Below are 18,376 nucleotides of genomic sequence, written 5' to 3'. Positions count from 1 at the left end.
CATCCTGTGACGAGGAGCCCGTTCCTCATCTCAGCGACGCACCCGCGCCAAGAACCTCATGCCCCACAACAACTAGAGCCATCCCCCGGCAGCCCTGACCCGGTGGCGCGAATTGACCACAGACACCGACACCGACGCAGATCACGAACGGATCGAGGTACTCCCGATAGCACCTGTCGCCCACCGGCTCATCGTCTCCGGAGCCGTCACCTGTCTGGCCGGGATCCTGTTCAGCATGGTGGCCGCGACCCTGGTGGGCTCGCTCCATCAGGCCCTTCCCCCGCAGACCGTCATCGCCGGGGCGATCATCGAGTTCGTCACCGGTGTGGTCAATGTCTGCCTGGCACCGCTGGGCACCGCCCTGATCGCTGTCGGCATCCCCCTGCGGATGCCCGAGCGCCGATTCGATCTGGCCCACCTCACGCGGGAACAGGCCCTGCCCGCGGACACATGGCGGAACCCCTGCTGCAACGTCGAGAGCCGATCGCCGGACCAGTTGCCGCATTCTGCGCCTGGGGCGCTTCCAGTGTTCCAGCCGGCCAGGACCCCTGACGTGGCTACGTCACCACTGACCACCCCATCGTTCCCGAATGCACATCACTGTGTAGCGTGGCACGCAGACAGCTCACGGGAGGGGCGAGGCCCTCGAACGCATCCGGGCGGCGCTGGCGGACTCGGACCCCCAGGTCCGCGTGGATGGCTCCGTCGTGCAGGTGGTCCGTGGTTCCGACGTCACGTTCCGCCGGCGAGGCACAGCCTCCGAGATCGGGTGGCAGGCGATGCCCCTGCTGGTGACCTTCCACGGCACCGCCAGCCCCTCGGGGTGTCAGATCACCGCCGCGGCCCGGGACGACCTCGGGTGGTGCCCAAAACCTCCGGCGGCCTTCGTGGCCGATGAGATCCTCAAACGGAACACCGCTCTGATCCGACGTGAGAGACGGGTCATCGGACAGTGAGCCCGAAGACCACGACATGAATCACTACGACCGCGACAGGAAGATCACCATGGGCGGCACCAGGGACCGGCGCACAAAGCAGGTACAACTGTTGTCTGGGCTCCTGGCCATCGGGATGGGCCTGGTCTCCGTCGTGGCGAACTGGCCCTACCTGCTCGGTGCCACGGGCCAGGACCGGGGAGTGGCCTGGTTCGCGGGAGGGTCCGGGGCGGCGGCCATCGCCGTCGGAGCGTGGGTGCTGCGCGGGCCCCGAAGCCGCGGCAAAGATCTTGTGCTCACCCGCCGACAGTGGCGGTACGGATTCGCGGCCCTGATGGTGTCATTCCTCGCCGCCCTGATGGCGGCGGTCCTCAGCCTCCCGCAGCCGCAGGTGTTGACCGGAGTTCAGTCCTTGCTGATGATCACCGTTCTCCTGCAGCTCTTCGTGGTCCAAGGCAGCGAGGAAGACCACGTCGTGGCGTTCAGCGAGGCCCAGCACCGGACGTGGCGGCGTGGCATCGCCTGTCTGATGGCCATCGGCCTTCTGGCCATCGCCGGTGCCATCGCACTGGCCGTGGCAGGCAACATGATCGGAGCGGACTTCCTGATCCCCTTCGGGGTGATCTTCCTGGTGTTCGCCACGATGATGAGACGCCAGCTCATCCGACGCCAAGACGAAGCCCCGCGCAACACGCACTGAACAGGGATGCGCGTCAACAAGCCGGAGCGCATTCGGAACCCTCACGGCATCCTCCTTGGCCGGGACAGGGGATCCCGTCGAAGGACCCCCTGTCCGGCCCTGCATCGTGATCGCGAATGTGTGTTTGGCGGCCCACCACCCTCCTCGACAAGCAGGAAACATCCGACCCAGGCCTCGGACAGGATCGACGGGCATCCCAGTCGCCGGTGCAAGCAGCTCGCGCTCCGCCTTCACGCGAAGGACGCTTCCGCCACACCAGTCGCACCGGAGTGCCGGATGCGCGCACGTTCGTGGAGACGGTGCTCCCGGCGCCCGTGGACAGCCGCGACCACCCCGCAGCCGGGCTGCTCCGCCGGGCCGGGGGCCGTCTCGATCGTCGGCGTCGTCGCCACCGGGCTGTGCTCGACGGTGAGCACGCGGACGTCGGGCCGGTCGAACAGCGTGCACGCGGGAGCGCCTTCAGCGTGAGACATGTCGAGGCCTTCAGGACGGTGAGCTTCAGCACCTCCCGTCCTGGAGACCTCGACGCCTCTCCACCGGCAGCGGCACGCGCACCGTGACATCACGACACCCACGTCGAAGGACGAAGACCCGGTGATGGGCCCTAGGTCAAGCGGAAGGGTCCGGGTGATCTCCCATCTGTTGCCCACGGCGGCTCGTCCGCTGGTCGGTCGCCTCCCAGACTTAGGTGACGCCCCAGCCGCGAAGGGTGGTGTGACATTTCCAGTGGTTGGGTAACGATCCGGGGCAGGTCAGCCGACCGGTCCGGAAGGTCGTCCTACGCTGGGGATACCGCCTGGCCCATGAGTTCATCGAGTCCGGTGCGTGATCCGGGGCCGTGGATCGGCCCGTCATCTCATCGGTTCCTTTGCCTGTGCGTGCTGCCGGGATGTGCCCTCGCGGTGAAGTGCGGCGTAGGGGTCGACATCGTCGTCCATGACGACTGAGCCTGAAGCACTGTTCTCTGGGTGCAGGGACCTCACCGGAGGTGACCTGCGCCGATCGAGAGGGAAACGAAGATGTCATCACCCGCACGATCCACGCGTCACACGTTCGCCGCCGCCACCGCGGTGGTGCTCCTCTTCGGGACCGGCGGAGCAACCGCCGCCCCGCCCTCCACGGCCGGGCCGGCAGCCACCCCGGCCGCTTCAGCGACACCGTCGGCTTCGGCCACGGATGCTGACGCCTGTGTGGCCGATGTCGACGACGTCGTCACCCGGGAACCCTCCTCACGAATGGCCGCGCCGCTGCCCGAGGAGCTGGCGACGAAGTTGGATGCCGCCGCCCGGGCCTCGTTCGGCCAGGCCTCCGCGCCCGGTGCCGTTGTCGGGGTCTCCTCCCCGGAGGGCACCTGGACGGCCGCCTACGGGGTGGCCGACCCGGCCACCGGGGAACCCATGGAGGTGGGCGTGCACACGCGCATCGGGTCGGTCACCAAGCCCTTCACCGCCACCCTGATCCTGCAGCTGGCCGAGGAGGGACAGCTCTCCCTGGAGGACCCCATCGCCGACTACATCGAGGGCATCCCCAACGGGGAGGAGATCACCCTGCGGCAACTTGCGGACATGACCAGCGGTGTGGCCAGCTACACCCGCAGCGCCCAGTTCACGGACCGCTTCTTCGCGGATCCGGAGCAGGTCTTCACCCCGGAGGAACTGGTCGCCGTCGGCGTCTCGGAATCCCCCCTGTTCGCCCCCGGTGAGCAGTTCGACTACTCCAACACCAACTACATCCTGCTGGGCCTGATCATCGAGCAGGTCACCGGCCAGCCGGTCGGGGAGGTCCTGGAGGAGCAGATCTTCGACCCTCTGGAGCTCGACGAGACCACCTGGCCCGGGGCGTCCGCCGAGATGCCGGCCCCTTACGCGCAGGGCTTCACGCTCCAGGGCGACACCGCGACCCCTGAAGCCCCGGCCAACGCCACCCACTGGAACCCCACCTGGGAAGCCACCGCCGGGGCCCTGATCTCGGACGTGGACGACCTGCTGGTCTACGGCCGGGCCATGGGCACCGGGCACGGACTGCTGGAACCGGAGGCCCAGCGAGAGCGCCTCACCTCGTTCCAGCCCCCCGAGGGCGGCTACGGGCTGGGCTTCGGGTGCATCGACGGCTGGGTCGGGCACACCGGGACGCAGCCCGGCTACAACACCACCGTCTACTACGACACCACCACCGACACCACCGTGGTCGTGCAGGCCACCAGCGACATTCCCTCCGGGGACTGCCCGGAGTCCCCGGTGCTGGCCGATGACCCCAGGACCCTGCCATGCGCCACTCCGGCCACACGGATCTTCGCCGAGGTCTCCACCGCCCTGGGCCACACCTTCACGCCCAACCCAGAACGCTGACTATGGCCGTCGCAATACCTCGGTGAGCGATACGATGCCGAGCGCAGCTTGGCGACCGCGGAATCGGGGCGAAATCCGCCGGACGGAAGTTCCACCGGATGGGAGAGCTCCCGTCAGTTGACGGCCGCGAGATCATCCCTATGTATAGCGGAAGGAGCGAGCCGCTCCATCCGCTTTCCGCAGTCGATCCAACATCCAACGGGTCAACTCCGAAGTGGCCGTAGCCTCCTTGACCCTGTAGGCGCAGGACGTCGTCAAGAAAACCCAGGCACAGCGCCGCAGACCATCGAGGCCATCACGATGTCAGCGATTCCGACGGGCTTGTTGCCGCAGGTATCGAAAGGTCCTAGCAGAGACCTCCGGTCTCAGGCCTGCCGGCCGTCGAGTGGTCACACTTGGGTCGGTTCGTTCGTCGAGCATGGGACAGAGCGAACGAGGAGAAGATGGAAAGGTGGGCAGGGTGGAGCACACGGAGGTCTTCGAGACGGAGCGGCCGCGTCTGTTGCGCCTGGCCGCTGGGGTGCTGGCCGACCATGCCGAGGCCGAGGACGTGGTGCAGCAAGCTTGGTTGCGGCTGCACCGGTACCAGGCCGAGATCGAGAACCCGCCGGCCTGGTTGACAACGGTGACCACCCGGCTGTGCCTGGACCGGTTGCGGGCACGCACCCCGGTCCCCGCGGCCGAGATCGAGCCGGCGCAGACCGCCCCGGACCCGGCTGAGGACGTCGTGCTCGCTGAGGCCGTTGGCGTGGCTCTCCAACTGGTGCTCGACCGGCTCTCACCGAAGGAGCGGGTCGCGTTCGTGCTGCACGACAGCTTCGGCTTCGAGTTCACCACGATCGCCGCGGTCCTCGACACCACGCCGGTGGCCGCGCGCAAGCTGGCATCGCGCGCCCGAGCCAAGGTCTCCCGAACCGCTCCCGAGGGCCCGGCGGCCGACTGGGAAGTCGTCGACGCGTTCATGGCCGCTGCCCGCCAGGGCGACTTCCAGCGCCTGGTGCTCCTGCTGGCACCGGACGTTGTCGTGACGGCCGATGACGCCGCGATGCTGGCCGGCACCCCGGGGCGGATCCGGGGCCGGGAGGAGGTGGCGACGTTCTTCAACGGCAGCGCCCACGCTGCGCTTCCGGTGTTCGTCGGCACCCGCCCCGCCGCCGCGTGGTTCCACCGCGGTCAGGCGAAGGTTCTGTTCGACTTCACCGTCTTCGACGGCCAAGTCACCCACATCACCTTCCGCGCCGCACCCGAGGTGTTGGGGCAGGTGGTCCGACGCGACGGGGAACAACGACTCGACTGATCCCACCGGTCGTCACATTTGCCTCCTGCCAACCGTCAGAGAGTCGAACACCAACACACCGGCCCAGACCCGAGGAAGGGAACCGAAGATGAAGATCATGACCTGCCGCCAGCTGGGAGGCCCCTGCGACCTCGAACACCGCGGCGAGACGGCCGACGACGTCATCGCCGCTCAGGACCGCCACCTCAAAGAAGCCGTGAAGGCCGGTGACACCGCCCACCACCAGGCGCGCGAGGCGATGAAAGGGCGCTGGCGGCGTCCCAAGCAGTCGCTGGGCTGGTACCGCGACATGAAACAGGCCTTCGCCGACCTCCCCGAGAACTGACCCCGCCCCGCAACACTGCAGCGCTGATACGAGAGGACGAGCCCCATGACAACCACGACGAAGCCGGCAGTTACCCCACCAAGCCGTGACACAGCAGGCCCATTCTCTGCCCCCCGCCGTGACTTCAGGCGGATCCAGGAAGTACCTGGTGGGGTGGTGCACGACCTGCCGGCGGACCTGCGCCAAGCCCTCAGCACCGACGCCACGGTCCTCGCCGCATGGAGAGACATCACGCCCCTGGCGCGCAACGAGTTCATCTGTTGGATCGAGGACGCCAAGCAGGCGGCCACCCGACAGCGACGCATCCGCCGTGCTCAGGAAGAACTCGAGGGAGGCCAACGCCGACCGTGCTGCTGGCCAGGATGCACACACCGCGAACGCACCGGTGGATAGCACCGGAGACCAGTGTGGACGGGTGCCCCACACCGGACCTTCACCCGGAACGCCGCTCCTGGGAACAAGTCCGGTAGCCGGGCCATATGTAAAGCGGAGGAGTGTCGGTAGAGCCCCTGCTGGTCGTGTGCTTCGGTACTTGCCGTCTCCCTGCGGAGCGCCCCAGAGGCAAGCCGGGTCGCGGATGACACCTGATGGTGCAGCAGTCCCCATGACGCCGGAACCTTCTCGGTGGCTGAAGAATCCGGCAGTCCAGACGCGTCCCGCCCGGGTGGGAGCGCTCACCAGGAACCCGAACGTGGGAACACAAGTGTCCGATGATGATCACGCCTCCAGATCCCGTGACCGGGTGCGACAACCAGCGGCCGATTGCCGTTGGAGATTCTCGATGCTGATCGCGGCAGATCAGTTCCTCCCTTCGCGGACATCCTTCCCCTGTTCGGCGAACTCCTTGAAATCCTGCATGTGCTGTTGCGACTGCTTGTGGAAGGCACCGGGCATCAGAAGCCCCACCAGCCGCATCAGCAGGCCGCTGAACCGGTATTCGCTCTCGCTCTCCCAGAGCGTCGTCTTCGGATCAGCTTCGGTCAGCCGATCGCGCACAACGCTCCACATGCCCGCGCCGACGATCTCGCGGTCGAAGTGAACGACGACCCCTTCGGGGGTCCCGTGCAGGTCTGCCGGCTCCCGCCTCGTGATCGTTTCGGTGCACTCGATCTTCCGCTGCCCCATCTGCATCACGATCCGTGACGTGGTACCGAGCTGCCCGTGGATCCCTCTCAGCGGCTCGTGCAGCACCAAGCCCCGCAGCCACTTCTGCAGGTGTGCCGGGTCCGCCAGCAGCTGCGCCACCCTCTCCCGCGGCAGGGCGATCTCGATCGAGTTGGTGTACTTCATGGTGCGCATTCCTTCCAGCTGTGGGACTGTCCCGAACGTCCTGCGCAACACCGTCCAGCGAAGCGTTCAACGCGACACCCTATAGATCCGCCGGCTGATGCCCTGACCAGTTGAGGCCGCCACCGTTGGAGATCCTGCCGAGGGGGCAGCGAAGCCCACTGTGGTGTTCGCCGTCATGTGGCGGACATCCTTCGACGCTCCTCGGCGGCCTGCTCCCGCCGGTGACGCCGGCGGCCGTGGTCGCCGGCGTTCCGTTGGTCGATGGTCACGCGACCATTGACTTGTCGTCAACGCCCTTGCAGTTCCTCGGCGAGCATCACGATGATGCCGCTGGGGCCGCGGACGTAGGCGAGCTTGTAGGCATCCCCGTAGGTCGCCACGCCGCGCAGCGGGTGGCAGCCGTGCCGCGCGGCGATCCGAAGCGCCTCGTCCATGTCGTCGACCGAGAAGGCGACGCGGTGCATGCCGATCTCGTTGGGCCGGGTGGGCTCCGTCTCGATCGCCTCGGGGTGGATGTACTCGAAGAGCTCGAGGCGACCGTTGCCGTCCGGGGTCTGGAGCATGGCGATGTTGGCATGGTTGCCGTCGAGGCCAACGGCGGTGTCCGCCCACTCGCCGCTGACCGTGTCCCGGCCCAAAACGGTCAACCCGAGGTCGGTGAAGAAGGCGATCGCCGCTTCGATGTCACGGACGGCGATGCCGACGTTCTCGAACTTGATGGGCATGCCCTGCATGTTACCGAGCCGCGGGGATCTGTTCAGGCCGACGCCTCCTCACGTTCCGAGAAGCGCAACCCCCATCGCACCTCCGCATCGTGGGTGATCAGCTGGGGGTGTGGTCGGTGTGAGAGTCGGGAGGTCGCCTTCTTCACCAGGGTCCGGGGCGGCGGCGGATCGGGGCGAAGGTCTCGGGCTGGTCGGTGACGTGGAAGTCGGTGATCAGCCGCGCGCACAGGCCGGGTTTTTCGACCAGCACTCCGTGGGAGGCGTGCGGGACCACGGCCAGCTCCCCGCGGGGCAGGGCCCGGTACATGGCCACGGCGTGCTCGAGGCGGACCTCGTCGTCGTCGCCCAGGAGGACGAGCACGGGGATCTCCAGGCTCGCCAGGTCCGCGTCGGTGAAGGCTGGTTCCGCCGCGTGCATCTGGGCCAGCTTGGCCACCACCTGCCCGTAGTGCTCGCGGCCATCAGGGGAGACCTCCCCGTAGGCCTCGGCCATGAACTCCGGCACCTGCGCTTCACCCTCGAGCACTCCCGGCTCCCACCCGTCGTGGTGGTAGACGCCGGCTACCACCACGAGGTCTCGGACCAGGTCGGGTCGCCTGATCGCCACGGTCAGGGCGATCACGGCCCCGTCGCTGTAGCCCAGCAGATGCACCGGGGTCCCTACCTCCTCGTCGAGGAAGGCGATGGTGTCCTCAGCCATCACCGCGTAGGAGAGCGGTCCCTCTTGGTCGGGGGTGTGGCCGTGGGCGCGCTGGTCGGGGGTGAGCACCCGGTACCGGCCGGCCAGTTCATCGACCAACGGTCCCAGGGCCCGGGAGTCCGTGCCACCGGGGTGCAGCAGCACGAAGGGGTGCCCCTCCCCCTGGGCGTTGAACCACAGTGCCACGGCTGGGCCGGTCGTCTTTTCGTTCATGGCATCAGTATCCTCACTCCCGAGGAAACCAGAGCAGCACTTCAGCCAGGTCCACCAGTCAGAACACCGACGAGTCGCCGGCCTCAGATGTCCTTACGGATGTCGCGAGGAACCGGAATGCATTGACGTGCCCGTACACCCCACCCGGACAAAATGCCCGCTCACGGGCGTGCCCACTGTGGGGCGAAGCCTACAGACCGATCTCGTCCAGATCGGCCCCGATGATCAGCCGGCCGCTGTACCCCTGCTGCGCCGCCTGCCACTTCTCGACCGGCCAGCTGCCGGGCACGAAGTGGTTGAGCACGAGCGTCGGGACACCAGCCTTCTCCGCAATAGCACCGACCTCTTCGACGGGAGTATGGGACTTGATGAGGTGCTGGAAAGCCGCCTCGTCCTCAGGGCTGCGGGGCTCCGGATAGCGCTGGTCCGCCCATTCGGTGGCGATCACCTCGTGCACCAGCACGTCCGCGCCACGTGCCATCCGAACCAGGTTCTCGCTCGGTCCGGTGTCGCCGGAGAAGACGACGCCGCCGTCCTCGGTGTCGAAGCGGAAGGCGAAGGACGGGAAGATCGGAGCATGCTGGACGAGGGTCGCTGAGACCTTCACCCGGTCGTCCTCGTAGAAGACCACCGGCTTCATCCGCGGGTGCGGATCGCCGTTCGGGTCGTCGACCAGCCGCTCCGGCAGGGGGATGTCGTGGCCGGCGAACATGTCCTGCGGGGCGGGCATCCCACCGTCGATGGCGCGGTCGTTGAAATCCGTGGCGAAGGCCCGCACGAGCAGGCCGACCATCTCCTCGGTGCCCGGGGTGGGATTGTCAGGGGCGGTGATGGGCGGCATCGGATGGGTGCCGGCCTTCGGCGGCAGGACCCCGCGGTTGCCAGGTCCCCATACCGGGACCGGACGGTCCGCGGCCACCAGACCGTTGTAGGCGCCCAAGCTAAGGATGTTCGACAGGTCGTTGATGTGGTCGGAGTGCAGGTGGGTGAGGAAGATCGCGCGCAGGTCGCTCAACGCCGCCCTGGCCTTCCAGTTCCCGAGCTCGGCGTCCATGAGCCGGAATCCGACGCCCTCGCCGGTGTCGACCAGATAGTAGCGGTCACCGACGACCAGCGCGCTGGCGATACCCGTCCGCGGCGGCTCGGTGGTGCCCCAGCCCGGCCCACCGCTGGTGCCCAGAAGGACGATCTTGGTCCGCGCGTCGGAGCGCAACGGTGCCCTGGCCCCCGCTGTCGAGGCAGCCGCCGCCGGCGTCAGCAGAGGAACAGCGCCGGCAGCCGCGAGACCGCCGAGCACCGTGCGCCGCGACAAGGGAGGTTGTTGAGAGGACATCGTGGACTCCTGAGGCAGGCTGCAACGAGACGCACTTCACACTAGTCCGCAGACCGTCTGCTCAACAGGCGGTAGGGAACGCCCCGTCCTTCGCCTCGGCCTGCAAGTTCTCCGTCGACACCAGCCCGGCACCCCAGGGTCGGCGACATGTCGGCTCTCGCCGCCAATGCGCCTCACATCCCTTGGGTTGAGCGACTTCGATCAGGACACCGTCGGCCCACGACAGGCGGGTGACCTGCAGGACCACCCCGATCAACTCCGGGGGCAACATGATGCCCGGCAAGGCCCCGGAGCGGGAACGGAATTTGACGATCGACCATCGTCAACCCGAGGTGACGACATGGCCGCTGGATTCGAGTCGGTGGAACAGGGCCCGGGCAAGGATCCCGCCGTGGGGCTACGGGCAGTGGTTCGAGCCCGGAGGAGATCCGCACCGGCGTGCGTCAAGAAATGCGACGGGCCGCGCAGCACCCACCCGCCCTGCACCTGGCTCCAGCCGCCGGCCGGGGACCGGTTGGCATCATGGGCTCATGACCGACATCAAGGACCCCACGCCGCGATCCATCGAGCTGACCCGCACCGCCACCGGCCACTACACCGCCCGCAACCCCGCGGGAGCCGAGATCACCTTCGGTCGCGGTGAGGGCCTGCTGTCCCCGGTGGAACTGCTGCTGGCCGCCATCGCAGGGTGTTCGTCCGTCGACGTGGACACCGCGACCTCCCGCAGCGCGGAGCCCTCGGAGTTCCGGGTCGAGGCCACCGGGCTGAAGGTCGTCGAGGAGAACGGCGCGAACCGCCTGGAGGACCTGCACCTCTCCTTCCACTTGTCCTTCCCCGACGGCTCGGCCGGTCGCAAGGCCGCCGGCATGGTCGAACGCCTCGTCGCCCTCTCCCACGACAAGTACTGCACGGTCTCGCGGACGGTGGAGCACGGAACCGTCGTTCGCCATGACGTCAGCGTCGGCGTCGACGGCGCTGCTGACGAGGCCCGGTAGACGCGCGCGCGGACGGCCCCGCACGGGAGGGGAGCGCTCGCGGTGCGCTCCCGTGCGGGGCCGCAGGAGGAGGAACCGGCCGGGGCGACCGCGGCGGCCGCCCGGTGTTCACCAGGTGGTCATGTGCCCGCCGTCCGAGCAGGCCAGGATGACCCCGCTTACACTGCGCTCAAGAGACTCCGACCCGAGAGGAACGGCCGATGCCCGACGGAAAACGGCAGTGGATGCCCGCCGACCAGTGGGCGGTGCGGGAAAATTTGCGGGAGTTCATCGACCACCTCACGCAGATGGGCTACACCGTGCCCCACGGGCACGAGGAGGACCCGGACCTGATCGACCCGGGGGGCTCCGCGGTGGAGACCTGGCGGGAGGAGTACCCCTACGACGAGATGATGAGCCGGGAGGAGTACGAGCTCGAGAAGTACCAGCTGCAGATCGAGCTGCTGAAGTTCCAGTACTGGGGCCAGGACCACGACCTCCAGCACGTCATCGTGTTCGAGGGACGGGACGCCGCCGGCAAGGGCGGCACCATCAAGCGGTTCACCGAGTACCTCAACCCGCGCGCCGCCCGGGTCGTGGCCCTCACCAAGCCCTCGGACCGGGAGGCAGGGCAGTGGTACTTCCAGCGCTACATCCGCCACCTGCCCACGGCCGGGGAGATGGTGCTCTTCGACCGCTCCTGGTACAACCGCGCGGTCGTGGAACCCGTGATGGGCTTCTGCACTCCGCAGGACTACGCCAGGTTCATGGACCAGGCCCCTGTGTTCGAGAAGATGCTCGTGGACTCCGGCGTCCACCTCACCAAGTTCTGGTTCTCCGTCACCCAGCAGGAACAGCGCACCCGGTTCGCGATCCGCCAGATCGATCCCGTGCGCCGGTGGAAGCTCTCCCCGCAGGACCTCGCGTCCCTGGACCGCTGGGAGGACTACACCGAGGCCAAGGAGGAGATGTTCCTGCGCACCGACACCGACCACGCCCCGTGGATCACGGTGAAGTCCAACGACAAGAAACGGGCGAGGATCAACGCGCTGCGCTTCTTCCTGGACCAGTTCGACTACGAGGACAAGGACCCGGAGGTGGTCCACCCGGTCGACCCGCTCATCGTGCGCCGCGGCCGTGACGCCGTCGGCGACTGACTCCCGGGTCGTGGAAGCGGTGCCGGGCGGGACCGTCCGTGCTCGGAGCCATCGCCACGTTCCTTCCCGTCGCCTGATCCGGCATCTGGGTGCGGTCATGCCTCCGCGCCATCCGCTGCTCGCCGGCCAGGCCCTGGCGACGGGCCCGGCCCGTCAGCCGGTGTTGCGCAGTCCGGCGGCCACCCCGTTGATGGTGATGAGCAGCGCCCTCTGCAGGCATTCGTCGACCTCCTGGGCCTCGGCGTCCTGCTCGCGGATCCGGCGGAGCAGCTCGACCTGCAGGTAGGAGATGGGATCGAGGTACTGGTCCCGCACCTCGAGCGTCTGCTTCAGGGTGGGGTTGCCGTCCAGCAGCTCCGCCTGCCCGGTGAGCCGGGCGAGCTCGTCGAGGGTGAGCTCGTACTCGCGGCGGATCGCCTCGAACACGTGCTGGAGCCGCTCGGGCACGAGCGCCCGGACGTAGTGGGCGGCGATCTCCAGGTCGGTCTTCGCCACGGTCATCTCCACGTTGGAGATCACCGAGCGGAAGAAGTGCCAGCGCGCCAGCATGGTGCGCAGGTCCTCCTCCATCCCCGCCTCGCGGGCGGCGCGCAGGCCCGAGCCCACCCCGAACCAGCCGGGCACGATCTGGCGGGACTGCGTCCAGCCGAAGACCCACGGGATGGCCCGCAGCCCGGACAGGCCCTTGTCCGACGACGGGCGCTTGGCCGGGCGGGAGCCGATGTTCAGCGCGCCCAGCTGCTCCACGGGGGTGGCGGACAGGAAGTACTCCGGCAGGTCGGGGTCCTCGACCAGGCCCGTATAGGCGGTGAAGGCGGCGTCGCTGACCACGTCCATGACCTCGCCCCACCGGTCCAGCTCCTCCTCGGTGGAGCGCGGGTCCTGGTGCAGCGCCGTGGCACGCAGCACAGCGGCCAGGGACAGCTCGAGGTTCTCGCGGGCCAGGGCGGGGAGGGAGAACTTGTCGCTGATCACCTCGCCCTGCTCCGTGAACTTGATCTCGCCGGCCAGGACGCCGCTGGGCTGGGCGAGGATCGCGTCGTGGGTGGGCCCGCCGCCGCGGCCCACGGACCCGCCGCGGCCGTGGAAGAGCCGCAGCCGCACGCCGTGCCGGGCGGCGACGTCGCGCAGCCGGCGCTCGGTCCGGTGGATCTCCCACCGGCTGGTCATCACCCCGGACTCCTTGTTGGAGTCGGAGTAGCCGAGCATGACCTCCTGGATGTTCCCGCGGGCGGCGACCACCCGTCGGTAGGCCGGTTCGGAGAGCAGCTCGTCGATGACCTCGGCGGAGCGGCGCAGCTCCTGGACGGTCTCCAGCAGCGGCGCGAAGCCGAGGGTGGCGCGGTCCTGCTCACCCGTGAGGTCCACCAGCCCGGCCTCCCGGGCCAGGATCACGGGTGCCAGGATGTCGTCCGCGTCACGGGTCATGGACACGATGTAGGTCTCGACGATCTCCTGGCCGTAGACCTCCTGGGCCCGGGCGATCTCCCGGAAGACGGCGAACGTCCGATCCGCGTCGCCGTCGAGGTGCACGGCACCCGTGGACAGCCCCGGCGGGGCGAGCGGACGGCGGCCGGCGAGCTCCCCGGCGAGCACTGCGGCGCGCGCGCCGCGGTCCATGTCCGCGTAGGGCTCGTCCAGCTCGCCGAGCCGGTCGAGCAGCTGCCCCACGGCCTCGTGGTGGGCGTCGGCGTGCTCGCGGACGTCCAGGGTGGCCAGGCCCAGGCCGAAGCCGGCGATGGTCCGGGTCGCCGCCGCGAGCGTGCCGTCGGCGGCGAGCGCGCCCGCGTGGTGCCGCAGCGAGCGGGCCACCACGTCGAGGTCCGCCACGAGCTCGGCGGTGGTCCGGTAGTCCCGGCCCGGCTCGTGCACGGTCTCCTCCGCGAACCGCCGGCGGGTGTTGATCAGCTTGGCCTTGATGCAGGTGAGCTTGAGCCGGTACGGCTCCTGCGCGTTGAGCTCCAGCACCCGCGGGTCCAGGCCGGGCAGGTGGGCCACGTCCCGCTCCACGGACTCCCGGAGCTCGGGATCGACCTCGACGATGGCGGTGGAGGAGGACAGCCGGGAGACCAGCACGTCCAGGAAGCTCAGGGCGATGTCGACGGCCGCCTGCCCCTGCAGCTGGAGGACCCGGCGGGTCATCTCGGGGGTGACGTTGGGGTTGCCGTCCCGGTCCCCGCCGATCCAGGACCCGAAGCGCAGCGGCGGGGGGCCGGCCGGCAGGTGCACGTCGTGCTGCGAGAGCTGGTCCTCGAGGTCCGCGAGCAGCACGGGCATGGTCTCGGTGAGGACCTCCCGCAGGTAGTACAGGGCGTTGCGGGCCTCGTCGAGCGGGGTGGGGCGGTTCTGGCGCAGCTCGTCGGTCTGCCAGAGGAGCTCGATGAGCTCGGCGAGGCGCCGGTCCTGGCTGCGGCGCGCGGCGGAGCCCTCGGGGGTCTCGCGGGCCAGGATGTCCGAGAGGTGCCGGATCTTGGTCAGCACGGAGCGCCGGGAGGCCTCGGTGGGATGCGCGGTGAACACCGGCCGGACGTCGAGTCTGCCCACCGCCTCCCGCAGGGCGTCGGGACCGGCCTCGGCGGCGACGTCGGTGACGGCCGCGGCGAGCCACCCCTCGTCCTCGGGGCGGCGGCCGAGCACGCGCACGCGGTGCACCTGCTCGGCGGCGTTGGCCAGATGGAAGTAGTGGGCGAAGGCCCGCACCAGGTCCGTCGCCCGGTCGAGGGGCAGGGAGCCGAGCAGGTCCCGGACCTGGCCCGCGGCGTCGTCGGCGCCTGAGGCCTGGGCGTCCTTCGCGTCCTTGGTGAGCCGGCGGACCTGCTCGACCAGCTCCAGCAGCTCCTCGCCGCGCTGGCGGGCCAGGGTCTCCCCCAGCAAAGTGGTGATGCGGCGGACGTCCGCACGCAGCGGCGCATCGATCACCTCGGCGCGGTGGCGGTCGGGGGCGGCGGTGCGGTCGTGCTGAGTCGTCATGTCGCGGCTGCTCCTGGCTGGTCGGTCGTCACGGTTGCTCGCACGACCGACGAGCGGTCGCGCCGTCGGTGCCTACCGTGCCAGCCTACCCCGGGTGCTCCACGTCGCAGGGGCCGCCCCCCGCAGGAGGCGCTCGCGGAACGCCCCGTGGAAACCCGTGCCGGGCGGGGCCGGGGGCGGTAGGTTCGGCGGTGAGCACACCTCGCACGCGCCAGGAGGCACCGGTCATGAGCCAGCACCCGCACGGTCCCGGTGGCCCGCACCGTCCGGGCGGCGGACCGCCCCCGCAGGTCCCGGGCGGTCCCGGCGGCCGGATGGTCCCGCCCCGGCCGCCGATGACCGCCCAGCTGCGCCTGCTGCTGCGGCTCACCCTGCTCTCGCTCGCAGCGAGCGTGGCGGACACGTTCGTGCAGGCGGTCGCGGGTCCCAGCACGCTGCCCGGCATGGAGGACGTGGTCCGGATCCCGGGCCTCCCCGGGGGCGGTCTGAGCGCGGCCGTGCTGCTGTTCGGTGTGGTGCTGACGGCGGCGCTCTACGCGCTCGTCTGGTTCCCGCTGCGCGAGCAGCTGCAGTGGGGCTGGGTCCTCGGCATCGTCTTCTGCTCCCTGGCCGTGCTGGGCGACCTCTTCGACCTCGCGGTGTTCCTGCTGGGCGGGCACCTGCTGCCCGGATCGAGCACCACCGTCCTGGTGGCGGTCAACGTCGTGTGGCTCGTCGTGGCGGGCCGTCCCGAGGTGCGCGCGGCGCTGCGCTGAGACGTGCGTGCTCGGACGGGCGCGGTGACGGGGCCGTGCCCCACAGGTGGCGCAGAGGAAGTCCTGTCCTGCCCTCAGGCACCACAAAGCCGACGAAAAGGGTGGCTCCCTACCGTCGTACCCATGATGAGAAGCAACGAAGCAGAAGGCGTGCGCGCCGAGCGCCGCCCGCACCGCACCCTGGCGGTCCGGATCGCGACGATGTCGCTGGCGGCGGGCCTGGCCCTCGGCGGCTGTGCCCCCGCGAGCACCAGCACGTCGGCGGCGGCCGAGGTGGCGGCCTCGACCTCGGCGGGCTCGGGGACCACCTCCTCCACGACGTCGGAGTCCACGACGCCTGAGACCTTGACGACGGCGGACGCCACGACGACGGATGCCACGACGACGGCGGAGACGATCACGACCACGACGGCCGCGGCGGAGCAGTTCCTGGCGACGCTCTCGGACGAGCAGCGCGGGCAGCTGGTGTCGGCCTACGACGACGAGGCCAGGACCACGTCGTGGTCGAACTTCCCGGTCACCTTCGTCGAGCGCGCCGGGCTGAACCTGGCCGACCTGACCGAGGAGCAGCGGACCGCGGCGATGGAGGTCCTCGAGGCGTTGCTGAGCGAGGAGGGCTATGAGACCGCCACCGGCATCATGGGCGGCGACGAGTTCCTGCTGGAGAACAGCACCAGCACCGAGGAGTCCCTGGGGCAGTACTACATCGCCCTCTTCGGCGACCCGTCCGGATCGAGCGCGTGGGGGGTTCAGTTCGGGGGGCACCACCTCGGCGTCAACGCCACGCTGGACGGCGCCGACGGCGCGATCACGTTCGCACCCACCCACCTGGGGTCGCAGCCGGCCGCCTACACCGACTCCGAGGGCCACGAGGTGCAGCCGCTCGCCGGCATGTACGAGACGGCGTTCGCGTTCTACGACAGCCTGAGCGAGGAGCAGCAGGCCGAGCTGTACCAGGGCTCCGAGGTGGGTGACCTCGTCTGCGCCCCCGGTGACACCTGCTCCTACCCGACAGGGACCGGACTCTCCGGGGCGGACCTGACCGACGAGCAGAAGCAGCTCCTGCTCGACGTGGTCGCCAACTGGGTGGGGCTCGCCGACGAGCAGACCACGGCCGAGGCCCTGGCGGAGATCGAGGCGACCCTCGACGAGACCTTCGTGAACTGGTCGGGAGCGACCGTCTACGACATGACCCAGGGCGAGGGCGTCTACTTCCAGGTCTCCGGGCCCGACGTGTACATCGAGTTCTCGAACCAGCGAGGATCGGCGGGCGCCGACGTGGACGGGTACGTCACCGCAGGGTGGGGGCACATCCACACCATCTACCGCGACCCGGCGAACGACTACGCCGGCAGCGCCACCCAGCAGGAAGCCACCGGGGCGGGCGGGCCCGGCGGCGGGGCACCGGCCGGCGGACCGGCAGGCGGCTCGTCGTCGGACGGCTGATCCCGCCGCCGAGCCGCCGCTCCCACGGACGCGTCCGTGGGAGCGGGTGCGCTTCAAGGGCCGGCGGTGACCGGCGGGGCGGCCGACCACGGGAAGACGATCCGGTCCTCGGTGTCCTTCCACAGGCAGTCGGGCCGGATCACGGAGCGGGGCTTGCCGCGGATGACGGCCGAGCGCGCCTCGGCGCCCCGACCCCGCGGCAGCTCCGGCACGAGGGCGAGGGTCCGCCCGGAGTCGGAGACGTCGTCTACGACGAGCAGCGTCCAGCCGGCGATGGACCGGGCGTCCAGCATCGGGGCGAGCAGCACGGGGTCCGGCAGGGTCTGGTGGACGTCCGTGCAGAACTCCACGTTGATCGCGTCCGAAAGCCTGACCTCCATCGCGCAGGACAGCGCCCCGGCCGGGGGCAGGTGGAGCCGCCCGCCCATTGGTAGTAAGTTCGCTGATCAGATCGTTGTCCACGGGAGTCCCCGTCGGGACTCTCCCCCACCGGAGAGGACGCCATGACCCAGCACCCGGAGCGGGGCCGCACGGCCCTGCTCGTCATCGACATGCAGAACTCGTACTTCGACTTCCCCGAACTCGAGGAGCAGCGGGAATCCGTGACGGAGAAGGTCAACGAGCTGATCCGCGCGGCCCGAGACGGCGGCTGCCCGATCCTGCTGATCCGCACCCAGCACGAGCGGGACCGCTCCACGTGGACCGTCAACATGCACGACGACGGTCAGGGCTTCGCCTTCCCCGGCACGGAGCAGTCCGAGTACGTGGACGGCCTCGACACCGAGGGCGGGACCGGTCTCGTCAAGACCCGGGACAGCGCGTTCTTCGACACCGACCTCGCGGCACGGCTGCGCAACCTGGACGCCGTCCACCTGGTGCTGTGCGGGATCTCCACGCACAGCTGCGTGTCCCAGACCGCGGTCGACGCGTTCGCCCACAACTTCCGGGTCGCCGTGGCCCGGGACGCCGTGGCCTCCGAGAACACGGACCTGTCCCGCGCCCTGCTCGCCTTCCTCGAGGACGAGATGCGCCAGGACATCCTGGACCAGGGCGACGCCGTGGCCCGGCTGCGGGGCTGAGCACCGGGACGTGCTCCCCGGCCTGGTGTGACGCCGTGCGTCACGGTCCCGGATCCGTCCTCCTGCCGCGCCGCGGCCGTGGTGCACGCACGACTGCCCCTCTCCCTCGGCACACGCGGGGCGGACCGG

At 69.6% G+C, this 18,376-nt stretch carries 16 protein-coding genes and 1 pseudogene; 10 read left to right on the top strand and 7 right to left on the bottom strand.

The genetic code is table 11. The features are described 5' to 3' along the window. Positions 1-972: 972 nt before the first annotated feature. Positions 973-1,635 carry a hypothetical protein gene (locus tag ACFYE1_RS09590; RefSeq protein WP_387742198.1) on the top strand — a complete coding sequence of 221 codons (663 nt, stop codon included), beginning with the start codon at positions 973-975 and terminating at the stop codon, positions 1,633-1,635. A gap of 230 nt (positions 1,636-1,865) precedes the next feature. Here ACFYE1_RS09590 and ACFYE1_RS09585 read toward each other — a convergent pair whose 3' ends face one another. After that, the gene (locus ACFYE1_RS09585; RefSeq protein WP_387742196.1) at positions 1,866-2,108 is read right to left on the bottom strand and encodes a hypothetical protein; all 243 of its coding nucleotides are present in this window, start codon (positions 2,106-2,108) and stop codon (positions 1,866-1,868) included. A gap of 717 nt (positions 2,109-2,825) precedes the next feature. On the opposite strand from ACFYE1_RS09585, the gene ACFYE1_RS09580 reads away from it, so the two are divergent. From ACFYE1_RS09580 to ACFYE1_RS09565, 4 genes are all read left to right on the top strand, one after another. Continuing rightward, positions 2,826-3,983, top strand: coding sequence for a serine hydrolase domain-containing protein (locus ACFYE1_RS09580; protein WP_387742194.1), 1,158 nt, complete (start codon positions 2,826-2,828; stop codon positions 3,981-3,983). A 460-nt stretch (positions 3,984-4,443) separates the two neighbouring features. After that, positions 4,444-5,280 carry a sigma-70 family RNA polymerase sigma factor gene (locus tag ACFYE1_RS09575; RefSeq protein ID WP_387742192.1) on the top strand — a complete coding sequence of 279 codons (837 nt, stop codon included), beginning with the start codon at positions 4,444-4,446 and terminating at the stop codon, positions 5,278-5,280. A gap of 88 nt (positions 5,281-5,368) precedes the next feature. Beyond that, positions 5,369-5,605 (top strand): hypothetical protein, encoded by a 237-nt coding sequence (locus tag ACFYE1_RS09570; RefSeq protein WP_387742190.1) that lies wholly within the window; start codon positions 5,369-5,371, stop codon positions 5,603-5,605. A 45-nt stretch (positions 5,606-5,650) separates the two neighbouring features. Continuing rightward, a complete protein-coding gene (locus tag ACFYE1_RS09565; protein ID WP_387742188.1) occupies positions 5,651-5,998 on the top strand; it encodes a YdeI/OmpD-associated family protein in 348 nt (115 codons plus the stop codon). A 405-nt stretch (positions 5,999-6,403) separates the two neighbouring features. Here the strand turns inward: ACFYE1_RS09565 and ACFYE1_RS09560 are convergent, their stop codons facing one another. From ACFYE1_RS09560 to ACFYE1_RS09545, 4 genes are all read right to left on the bottom strand, one after another. Beyond that, entirely contained in the window at positions 6,404-6,895 is a 492-nt protein-coding gene (locus ACFYE1_RS09560; RefSeq protein ID WP_387742186.1) for an SRPBCC family protein, read from the bottom strand. A gap of 287 nt (positions 6,896-7,182) precedes the next feature. Beyond that, positions 7,183-7,620 carry a VOC family protein gene (locus ACFYE1_RS09555; RefSeq protein ID WP_387742184.1) on the bottom strand — a complete coding sequence of 146 codons (438 nt, stop codon included), beginning with the start codon at positions 7,618-7,620 and terminating at the stop codon, positions 7,183-7,185. A gap of 142 nt (positions 7,621-7,762) precedes the next feature. Beyond that, positions 7,763-8,533, bottom strand: a complete 771-nt coding sequence (locus ACFYE1_RS09550) for an alpha/beta fold hydrolase (RefSeq protein ID WP_387742182.1) — start codon at positions 8,531-8,533, stop codon at positions 7,763-7,765. Positions 8,534-8,723: 190 nt separating this feature from the next. Continuing rightward, positions 8,724-9,746, bottom strand: coding sequence for an MBL fold metallo-hydrolase (locus tag ACFYE1_RS09545; protein WP_387742180.1), 1,023 nt, complete (start codon positions 9,744-9,746; stop codon positions 8,724-8,726). A gap of 650 nt (positions 9,747-10,396) precedes the next feature. Here ACFYE1_RS09545 and ACFYE1_RS09540 point away from each other — a divergent pair. Both ACFYE1_RS09540 and ppk2 read left to right on the top strand, forming a co-directional pair. Next, on the top strand, positions 10,397-10,861 hold the full coding sequence (locus ACFYE1_RS09540; protein ID WP_387742178.1) for an OsmC family protein: 465 nt from the start codon (positions 10,397-10,399) through the stop codon (positions 10,859-10,861). Positions 10,862-11,061: 200 nt separating this feature from the next. After that, a complete protein-coding gene (ppk2, locus tag ACFYE1_RS09535) occupies positions 11,062-11,997 on the top strand; it encodes a polyphosphate kinase 2 (RefSeq protein WP_387742176.1) in 936 nt (311 codons plus the stop codon). A 153-nt stretch (positions 11,998-12,150) separates the two neighbouring features. Here the strand turns inward: ppk2 and ppc are convergent, their stop codons facing one another. Beyond that, complete coding sequence (gene ppc, locus ACFYE1_RS09530; protein WP_387742174.1) at positions 12,151-14,967, bottom strand: phosphoenolpyruvate carboxylase; 2,817 nt, start codon at positions 14,965-14,967, stop codon at positions 12,151-12,153. A gap of 227 nt (positions 14,968-15,194) precedes the next feature. Here ppc and ACFYE1_RS09525 point away from each other — a divergent pair, with 227 nt between their 5' ends. Together ACFYE1_RS09525 and ACFYE1_RS09520 are read left to right on the top strand one after the other, a co-directional pair. Further along, positions 15,195-15,722 carry a hypothetical protein gene (locus tag ACFYE1_RS09525; RefSeq protein ID WP_387742172.1) on the top strand — a complete coding sequence of 176 codons (528 nt, stop codon included), beginning with the start codon at positions 15,195-15,197 and terminating at the stop codon, positions 15,720-15,722. Positions 15,723-15,872: 150 nt separating this feature from the next. After that, on the top strand, positions 15,873-17,168 hold the full coding sequence (locus ACFYE1_RS09520; RefSeq protein WP_387742170.1) for a DUF3500 domain-containing protein: 1,296 nt from the start codon (positions 15,873-15,875) through the stop codon (positions 17,166-17,168). A gap of 53 nt (positions 17,169-17,221) precedes the next feature. Here the strand turns inward: ACFYE1_RS09520 and ACFYE1_RS09515 are convergent. Then, a pseudogene (locus ACFYE1_RS09515) lies at positions 17,222-17,578 on the bottom strand (phosphoribosyltransferase); the annotation flags it as partial. Between the two features lie 93 nt (positions 17,579-17,671). Here ACFYE1_RS09515 and ACFYE1_RS09510 point away from each other — a divergent pair. After that, on the top strand, positions 17,672-18,247 hold the full coding sequence (locus tag ACFYE1_RS09510) for a cysteine hydrolase family protein (RefSeq protein ID WP_387742168.1): 576 nt from the start codon (positions 17,672-17,674) through the stop codon (positions 18,245-18,247). Positions 18,248-18,376 lie beyond the last annotated feature (129 nt).

Origin of the sequence: Kocuria nitroreducens, from assembly GCF_042879195.1 — a bacterium.
Classification (GTDB): domain Bacteria; phylum Actinomycetota; class Actinomycetes; order Actinomycetales; family Micrococcaceae; genus Kocuria; species Kocuria nitroreducens.
The sequence above is the reverse complement of the archived record's forward strand: the minus strand, read 5'-3'. Positions and strand labels throughout refer to the sequence as shown.